The 9,474-nt window shown below is 58.6% G+C and carries 5 protein-coding genes and 1 pseudogene; 4 read left to right on the top strand and 2 right to left on the bottom strand.

All coding sequences use genetic code 11. The features are described from left to right. Window positions 1-916 precede the first annotated feature (916 nt). Both H8A95_RS39140 and H8A95_RS39145 read right to left on the bottom strand, forming a co-directional pair. A complete protein-coding gene (locus H8A95_RS39140; protein ID WP_229167907.1) occupies window positions 917-1,087 on the bottom strand; it encodes a hypothetical protein in 171 nt (56 codons plus the stop codon). 553 nt (window positions 1,088-1,640) lie between these two features. Further along, window positions 1,641-1,969: pseudogene (locus tag H8A95_RS39145) on the bottom strand (transposase); the annotation flags it as partial. 979 nt (window positions 1,970-2,948) lie between these two features. Here H8A95_RS39145 and H8A95_RS39150 point away from each other — a divergent pair. From H8A95_RS39150 to H8A95_RS39165, 4 genes are all read left to right on the top strand, one after another. Then, window positions 2,949-3,776: a type IV toxin-antitoxin system AbiEi family antitoxin domain-containing protein gene (locus H8A95_RS39150; RefSeq protein WP_229167908.1), complete on the top strand. Its 828-nt coding sequence runs from the start codon at window positions 2,949-2,951 to the stop codon at window positions 3,774-3,776. Continuing rightward, window positions 3,773-4,756, top strand: a complete 984-nt coding sequence (locus H8A95_RS39155) for a nucleotidyl transferase AbiEii/AbiGii toxin family protein (protein WP_229187906.1) — start codon at window positions 3,773-3,775, stop codon at window positions 4,754-4,756. The genes H8A95_RS39150 and H8A95_RS39155 overlap by 4 nt, the downstream gene beginning before the upstream one ends. A 907-nt stretch (window positions 4,757-5,663) precedes the next feature. Continuing rightward, on the top strand, window positions 5,664-6,050 hold the full coding sequence (locus H8A95_RS39160; protein ID WP_229167910.1) for an ectoine synthase: 387 nt from the start codon (window positions 5,664-5,666) through the stop codon (window positions 6,048-6,050). Window positions 6,051-6,834: 784 nt separating this feature from the next. After that, a partial coding sequence (locus tag H8A95_RS39165) for an AMP-binding protein (RefSeq protein ID WP_229187907.1) occupies window positions 6,835-9,474 on the top strand: 2,640 nt, incomplete at its 3' end.

The following is a 9,474-nucleotide window of genomic DNA, read 5'->3' on the forward strand; positions in this document are numbered from 1 at the left end:
GGGTACTAGATTGGTGGCTAAGGCGAATTGGTCCTGCTGGGTTCGGTGCGCCACGCCTTCTCTGCGACCGTCGCCGGCATCAAGTACTGCACCGGTTTTCAGTCAGCGGCGCAGAAAGTTCGTTACCAGCACCATGCCGCTGCCGTCTCACGCCCTGAGCGTCACTCTGTCATGCGCTTGCTGCGAAATATGAAGACATCGCCGCAATAAGGCTCCGTGCGCAGTTCACCAACGCCGACGGCGTGCGCACCGACTTGCGAAAGGTGACCGGCCGTGTCGGCAGCACCACTTTGATGGACCTAAGTGCAATTCCCGGATGCCCGAAGCGCCGCCAGCACCGTAGACAGCGTCGTCAATTCCACTCGCGGCTCGCCCAGATGGCGTCCCACTCAGCTCGAGCTTGATCATCTCCCAGGCCCTAATCGGCGCCCTGCTGATCTCCTTTGCCAACGACATACGTTCGCGGGCTTTGCTGGTGCTCTCCGTATCATTTTGGATTGGCGGAGAGTTCGGCGCGTTGCCCGCTTCCGCCGCCGCAACCTGGTGTCGCCACACCGTGAGCAGCCCAAGGGCTAGGCCATTGCGCCGTGCGACCTCGGAGAGGTCTATACTTTCCTCAAAGCTCCCCACCACGATCCGGGCCTTCTCCCGCCCGTCATCTCAGCCGACGTTCCCCGGTGTGTTGTTCAATTACACTAGTTTGATGTTGTCCAATCACACTAGTTTGATGCGTGGGGCAATAAGATGATTAATTGTCAATGGGTTCCGTAGATCGATGAAAAAGTTCCGGAGTCGAAAGGCACCGTCGTCGTGGCCTTTCCTCCAGCAATCTGGCGACCAAAAGTACCAAAGCGCCCCGCTTGAAAGACTGGGTTCCGGGAACTCTTCTAGCCGAAGCCGACCATCGTCACGCTCATCATCGGACGATCATCACCGGCAGCAGCAGCGGCGCCGCGCCTATGAAACGGCAGCCGAAGATGCCGATGATGATCAGGGTCGGGCAGGCCTGGCCGATCGGTTGCGATGGCAAAAACTGGAAACCCGCCGAATCGGCGTGTTTTCGATTGTTTTTGGGCTCGGGGGACAACTTTGTCTCAAAAAGGGGCAAACTCTTAGGGGACCAACGTGCGGCTGCATCGGCCCACCGCCAACCGCGCGTTCGACTGTGGGCCGTTCCGGGTGGATGATGCAAACTTGGCGTTTCAAGCTACGCACCACAGACCTGAAAACCAACGACCCTCATTTGGATATCGTTCCAGGAGTAAGGCCACAAAGCTACGCCGCCCGTTGAAAATCTTACAGGCGGCGTGGCCTTGCGGCCCGAGAGCGTACTAACAAAATCCCGGATATTGATCCGTCGTCCGTTAAGAAGCCCATTTGAGCGCGGTCGAGGCGGTGAGGAGTTGCGACAAGACGTTCCAGATTAGGCGCAACAGGAGCCTCAGCCAGGCGAGGACGAGGCGGAGATTGTGGCCAGCCGACGGCGGAGAGAATGACGTTGGCGGCGCATCTGCTGGCTGTTGGAGCTTTGCAGCTGGCGCGCTTTCGCGCGACACGCTCGGAGAAATCGTGAACATCGAGCATTGGCACGCCGACCCCGGCCTTTTCGGGCTCCGTGACCAGCGTGGCGTCGGTCGGGAAAGCTTGTCGCCTAGTCGTTTGCGCCAATGGCTGAGGTCGGAACGCTCGTGCGGAAACGCGTGCCGGAAAAACTCAAAGCCGGTGAAGTACTGGAAATACGGGTCATAGACCCAGCGCTCACACACCGCTTCATCGGACAGGCCGTAAATGTGCTTGAGCAGCAACAGCCCGATCACGATGCACGAAGCGGGTCTCGATCCCCCGGCCGGCCATTCTCGCTGTAGAGCGTCGCAATCTCCTGATCGATCCACTCCTAGTCGATCTTGGCGGCGAGCTGCACCAGCTCATGCTTCAGATTGATGACCTGATCCAGCCTGGCGCAAAACAGATCGCCTTCCCCCGTCGTCTCCGGCGTCGCATCGTCCCCTCCGTTGCGACCACGGAATCATGACCAGCGATTCGAGGAAATCCTTAAGACGAAATCGCAAGCTTTCGCGGCTTCAACTCTCGAAAGCTTGCAATCTCAAACTCCCTGGCGGCGTCAAAAACCGATTCCTGCTCAACGCCTTGGGGACTTCTTCACGGACGACTGATCCGTCCTGCCGGCGCGAGGAAAGGTTCAGCCAAAGATGCTACCTACGCGGCGGCCCTCTCAGGTTGGTGCCCAGAGCTCCCGTGAGGCTAACCACTCCGTCACCCGGCAAGCGGCCTCAGCTTGGCGAGCCCGGAGAATAAGCCTGTCGCGCGCAACATCTGGCGGAGTGCCACGGGCTACCTTCCGCAATCGATCCGCTTCCTCACAGAAACGCTTGTCCAGAGGATCAATTTGCTTGGAAAGTAGGAGCTCGCTCATGGCGCTCGGCTCCCATGTTTGGCAGGCGGGAGAACTGTCGGTCTCTCTGCCAACCGCGCTACGGATTACCCACGGCCCGTGATGTTGGAACCATCATCCCTCTCGGAGATAGTTGCAAGGAACTTCGCTCGCACTGCAAAGATCATTTTAGAAACGAGCTTAATACGAGCTGCGCCCAGGTTCAGGTGGGAGTGGAACCCCACTCGAGGGCGGCGGCGACCCGGTTGGTCCGGAGCAGTCGCTCATCATCAACAGCATCAGCACAGATAGACCAACTGCAATCATGATCGGCATCGTGCCGCCGAAGATCAGCAACAGTGCAATGCTGGCAGCGCCATGATGGCGCTGGTTCCGTCGCTTTGGCTTCCTTGTGGCGGACTGAATCCCTCGCCTTTGGGGAGCTTTCATTTCGTTGCTTTATTTAGGGTATTATATACCCCAATATATGTGTTGAATTATGTGGCCTTGCGTAATGCAAGGTTTGGGGTATTATATACCCTAAGGAGCTCATCAAATGGTGGGGAAAAAGGGGAAAGTTGAAAGGTTCCTGTCTTCTCACCCGGTGTTCACTCGGACCGAGTTCCGCAAAACCGTGTCTCCCGGCCAGCCGTTCTCTTCGTCGGATTCATTGCTCAAATATCATGCCGCCTCCGGACGAATACGCCATGTCGCGCCGGGCGTGTACGCCTCCGTGCCGCGGCACCTGAATCCAGCGAACTTCCATCCCGACCGGATTCTGGTCGCATCGCGCATACGCGCCGATGGCGTCGTCGCCTACCACACCGCACTTGAACTGCACGGGCTCGCCTATTCGGAAAGCTCTCAGACCCAACTCCTCAGCGGAGGTCGCCCGGGCGAAATGAAGACGCTCGTCGGCCCCGTCCGGTTCGTCGCGCAACCCGCATCGCTGCGCCGTCGCTCCGAGGAAATGTCCGGCACGATCACGATGGACCGCCGTGGCCTCGACGTTCTCGCGACCGGCGTCGAGCGGACGCTCGTCGACTGCATCGAGCGACCGGACCTGACCGGCGGCGTCGAGGAACTCGCAAACGCACTCCACAGCGTCAAAGCATTCGACGTCGGCAAGTTCGCGGAGTTCGCGCTTGGTCGCGGAAACCAGACGCTCGTCGGCGTATGCGGCGCCTGGCTCGAGAGCCGGAAAGACGAACTCTTCGTCGACACGCACGTACTGGACGAACTGAAGCGCGCGGCCCCGCCGGCGCCGCGGCCCGCGCTGGGAAGCGACGCCCAAGGCCAAGCTAAGGAAGGCTGGAACGTTGTCCTGCCTCCGGATTTCCTGAACCCGTCCTTCGAAGGGATGTCGCCGGAGATGATGCCATGATCTCGGTCGAACGCCTCGAAAAGATCGCCACCGACGTCAAATTCCAACCGGCCTCGGTCGAGCGCGTCATCCGGTTGATCGACGTGCTCCACCAGATCGCGAACGATCGCGAGCTCGGCAAGCTGCTCGCACTCAAAGGGGGCACCGCGCTCAACCTGTTCTATCTCGAACTCGACCGGCTTTCCGTCGACATCGATCTGAACTACGTAGGCGCCGCGGATAGAGAAGCCATGCTGCGGGATTCCAAGATCATCAATGTGCGACTTCCCGCGCTCCTGCAGAGCAAGGGGTACGAAATCGCCCGCGATCCTTCTGCCGAACACGCCGGTGGCAAGTGGCGCTTCAGGTACGTGTCGGCCTATCGGCGTCCAGGTACGCTGGAAGTGGACGTGAACTATCTCTTCCGGACTCCGTTCTTCGGCTGGGAGAGGATGGATTCTGCGAAGCTCGGCGACTACATCGCCACGAACGTAGGCGTGGTCGATCTCCACGAAATCGCCGCCGGCAAGATCGTCGCCCTGGTGGCCCGGCGGGCATCGCGCGATCTGTACGACGCCTGGAGGCTGCTGCAGAACGAAGAGATCGATTGGGCGCAAGTGAAGGTCGGAGCGCTTGCGATCGGCGCCGCCGCAAGAGATCTGGATTGGCGAACAGTGTGGCTGAAGGACTACAAATACGATCTCAACGACCTGAACAACAAGCTGGTGTCCGTGGTCAAGAACGGCATCTTCGACGCGGACGGCGGCCCGAAGAAATGGTGCGACCGGATCTTGGCGGAATGCCAGGAGAAACTGGCGCCGCTCTTCAAGTACGACGACGGAGAGCTCGCCTTCCTCGACGCGCTCTACGATCGCGGAAGCATCGAAGTCGACACGCTTCCCACCGACGACGACGTGAAGAAACGCATCGAAGCCTTTCCCGCACTCCGGTGGAAAGCGCAACACGTCGCCCAGCACCTGGGACGGAAACCCGGCATCTGATCGAACGTCGACCCAGCACCGTCCGCCGGTGAACCGATCGTCCGGAATGGCTGACGCGGGTAGTGCCGATCATCGGCGGCAAGACCACGATCATGACCAAGATCGGCTTGAGGATAAGACGTTTTCGAATGCAATCTGCGGCTCTTCCACTAGCGGGATTAACGACAAAGGTCAGCCGCACCTGTCCGACCGGTTCTCTTCGCGGATTTGCCCCATCCCGCCATACCTTGGCAGTTTGTCAGATTGGCCTCACTGCCCAGCTAAATCCTTCCACTCGCTAATGAGCTGAAAACAGCAACATATTTATCCCTTATCTGTCTACGAGCGTGGCATGAGATTTGCTTCATTAGCTGAGAGGCTGCGGAGCCGTGCCGCGAGGCACAGCGAAGGAAGGAAACAACTTGCTAAATCTGCGACCGGAAACGCTTTATGTGACCGGCAACACCAACCGCCTTCTGGACCATACCAACGCAGGCGGCGGTACCGCGCAGACGTGGGAACATCACGGTAGTACGCGCCCGTCTCCGGCTCGGCTGCGTAATACCCTCACGCCGATATTTTTGTGTAGTCGCCGCCGAGGGAGCGGTAGGCCTTTTGGGTGTAGCAGGACTACTGCACGTGTTCTTCGCGACCGGCGGCTGGTTGTTCTGACGGAATTCCGCGTCCACCGTCGCACGCGCAATAGGAGGATTGCGAGGATCGAGTTAGATCAAAATGAATTTTTCGCTACCCGGCACGCGGCGATGACGAACATGGATTGGCAGGTTTTTGCCGGCCTGCACCGTCCAAATAATCATAGCTTGCCTTTCCGCTTCGGGAGCGCGCGGACGCCGCGCTTCCAGGTCAGAACAACCGGCCTCCAGCTTCCGCAATAGTGACTTTAACCTGTATCCCGCAATCGAACACTATGATTGTGCGTAGCCTGCACGATGTTGAAGCGACCGATCACTTCGTCGATTGGGGCAATGGTACTAGCCACCGCCTTCTGACGGATAAGGACGGCATGGGTTTTAGCATCTGCCACACCGTGGTGCGCGCTAACACCGTTTCGCTTCTGCAATACCGGAATCATCTCGAAGCCTGCTACTGCATCGCCGGAGAGGGCGAGGTCGAGGACATGGACGGCAATGTCTTCCCGATTCGCAAGGGCGACATGTACGTGCTTGACAAGCATGACAAGCATCTCCTGCGCGGGGGACGGGACAAGGACCTGATCCTCGTCAGCATCTTCAACCCGCCCCTCAACGGAACCGAGCGCCACAAGCTCAACGACCCGGCAGGCTCGGCATATTGAGCAAGGCGAAGAAACGCCAATTTCACATTGAACCGCCGCTAATTGCGAGAAACATTCATCTTAGCGATCCAACACCATCCGTACCGCACGGCGCGGACCTCAGAAAAAAATTCGTTCGTACGAATTTCAGGAGAGTCGCACCCGAAAAGGCGGTGCGCGGCCGGCCTGGAAAAATCACTTTGGCATTCCAGGTCCACTTTTCTTTGCCCGGAACACATCAGGCGAGATTCCGGAGGCTTGTGCCGATTGATAGCGCGCTCAATGGTACGATGTCCGGCGACGTCGGATAACTGACATAGCAGTATTATTGCTATCATATTGATTGAGATCGATTTCACCTTTGGCACGATCCATGCGTAATCCTCTGGAAGGCGGCACAGAGGAGAAGTCGTCCGATGATCACGCTCAGCGGAAACTCAGACGAGGTTTGAGTGGCAGCTGCGATACTGCCGGCGACGATATTTGGTGACGCGGGAGCTTGGCGGGGACATTGGGGAGATCTGGCTCGGCGCAAGGTTCGTCACATCAACGCACGCCAGATTACGCGCCGAGCAGATCCGAACCAGTGTGAGCGATTACGTGCTTCGGCGCTAGATAGGGAACTGCCCAGCATGGTGGGTGAACTGCTGGAGGGGTGAAGATGGCCCATCGGTCTTCTCTGGGGCGCGGGAGCGCCTACGAACCAGGCGATCGGGATAGACATCCTGTAGCGCGATCAATCTCCTCCAGCGTGTTTGTTGGCAGTGGTACGCCCGCTATCCGCTGTGCTCAGCTGGCAATGGCGATGGACCACGTCATTGGTGCGGCCCTGTGTGGCGACGCCATATTCACTGAGTGGGCGACTCGTGCCAACATTCCGTGCATGGAAAGTGTTGAAGAGCTCGCCTCTTTTTTGAAGGCTGAGCCGGTGGATTGGATTTTCTCCATTGCCAATCCGTTCATATTGCCACCGGTCGTGTTTGGGCGAGTGCGTCGAGGTGCTTTCAATTACCACGACGGTCCATTGCCACGATATGCGGGAGCGCACGCGACGTCCTGGGCGCTGCTGGCGCAAGAGACCGAATATGCCATCACGTGGCATCGGATCGATGATGGTGTTGATAGGGGTGACGTCGTGGTTCAGCGCCAAGTGCTGATTGCGCCCACCGATACGGCACTGACCCTGAACCTCAAATGTCATGAAGCCGCGATCGAGGGCTTCCGCGAGCTCTTAACTCGCCTCGAGAAAGGGAAGCTTACGGCCTATCCGCAGGCGCTCGTGGACAGAAGCTATTTTCCGAGACAACGACGCCCAAATTCGGCAGGCTGTCTGCGATGGGATCAATCCGCGCAAGAGAGGTCATCGATGACACGGGTCCTAGGCTTTGGGCCATATCATCCCAATCCAGTATGTCTGCCCAAGGCTCTCCTAGGCGATCAGGCTGTCACAGTCAGACACCTGGAGGTATTGACTCGAAGTTCGGGCGTTCCGGCAGGTTCCCTGCTTGAAGTCCACTCCAGCCATTGGCGTGTGGCGACGGGTACAGAGGATGTCGACGTTTGCTTTGGCGAACCCGATGGGCAGATGCTGGACGCGCGAGCCCTCGCCAGGCACTTCAATGTGGATGAAGGTAGTCGCCTTCCGATCTTGAGCGATGAACAGGTGCAGAGCATAACTGCCACCCATGAATTGCTGGCGCCTCGGGAGGATTTTTGGCGACAGCGGCTCGGGCAGTTTAGAATATTGCATCCTCCTTTCCTGTCATCGTCCGTGGCTGCAGCGGCTCCCCGATGGCAGTCGAGTCCGTGGTTCAGTCCAAGCGCTTTGGCTAAACTGTCCCTACTCGATCGCTCGGAGTGCTTGGTAACGGCTTGGCTGATCTATCTCGCCCGTATCACGGGCGAAACAGAGCTTCAACTGGGATGGAAGTTTGCATCGGATGGATCGCAAGCTGGCTCCAAAGCGGTGGAGGTGTTGATCGCCTCTGTCGTGCCGATGGACGTTACCATTGAGCTTGCTCATGATTTTGAAGAAGTGCGCAAAACCGTAGCGGCCGAATTCGCTCAGCTGAGGGCGCACGGTAGCTTTGCCCGGGATCTTATCGCGCGCTGCCCGGCATTGCGAGGTGTGGAGGCGCTACGGTCGCCCCAGCCTTGGCCGATTGGCATTACAATCACGACAGAGAGCTGTTCCGCCGCTGACGATCTGACGACGAGCCACAGAGCTGGCCATGCCCTATGCGGCGATTTGCTGACCTTTGAGGTTTGCGCTCTAGATGGGAGCTTCCGCTGTCATTTTGATGCCAATCGATTAGCGCCGGAGCAGATCGACTGCATGACGCAGCATTTGCAAACTTTGTTACTTGGCGTGATGGCCGATGCGGGGCAGCCGGTCGGCCGCATCGACATTCTGCCGACCGACGAACGCACCTATCTACTGGAGGAGTTGAATCGGACGGCGGCGCCTTATCCGTCGGAACGATGCATCCATGAGCTGTTCGAGGCGCAGGTGCAAAAGACGCCGGAGGCGGTGGCGGTGGTTCATGAGAAGGAGGGACTGAGCTATTGCGAACTCAATGCGCGGGCCAACCGGCTGGCGCATCATCTGATCGAGCTCGGGGTCAAGCCGGATCAGCCGGTGGCGATCTGCCTGGAACGCAGCCTGGCGATGGTGGTTGGTGTGTTGGCGATCCTGAAGGCAGGCGGCGCCTATCTGCCGCTGGATCCAGCTTATCCGTCGGCGCGGCTGCGGCAGATTGTCGGCGATGCAGAACCGCAACTGCTGCTTTGCGATGCCGCCGGTCGAACCGCACTGGGCGCCGAGGCGGTGGCCGATGTCAGCGTGGTCGATCTGGATACTGCCACCCCGGCCTGGGGCGAGCGGCCGGCTTCGGACCCGCAGCCGCGCAAGCTTGGTCTCACATCGCGCAATCTCGCCTATGTCATCTATACCTCCGGCTCAACCGGAACCCCAAAGGGCGTCGAAATGTCCCACGGCTCGCTTGTGAATTCGCTGGCGGGGGTTGGCACGTCAAAACGACGCACACTTCAATTCGCGACCCTGAACTTCGATGTGTCCTGCCAGGAATTGTTCATTTGTTGGAAGGACGGTGGACTGCTCGTGCTCGTGCGGGAAGAGACCCGCAGTCACTTCTCCGACTTGCTCGAATTCGTGGACGGGGCGGCGATCGAGCGACTTTTCCTCCCATTCGTAGCATTGAATCATCTTGCAGAAGTCTGGAGCACGCAGCGCGTGCAGCTGCCCTCTTTAAGAGAGCTTTATACAGCCGGCGAACGATTGCAGGCCACTCCACTGCTTAGGGCTTTCTTCGAAGCACACCCGAACGCGAGATTGATCAATCAATATGGGTCCACAGAAATCAGTGTCATTTCCGAGCACCACCTTGCAGCTGATCCGTCATGTTGGCCCGAGATGCCTCACGTT

This window comes from Bradyrhizobium oropedii, from assembly GCF_020889685.1.
In the GTDB taxonomy this organism is placed as follows: domain Bacteria; phylum Pseudomonadota; class Alphaproteobacteria; order Rhizobiales; family Xanthobacteraceae; genus Bradyrhizobium; species Bradyrhizobium oropedii.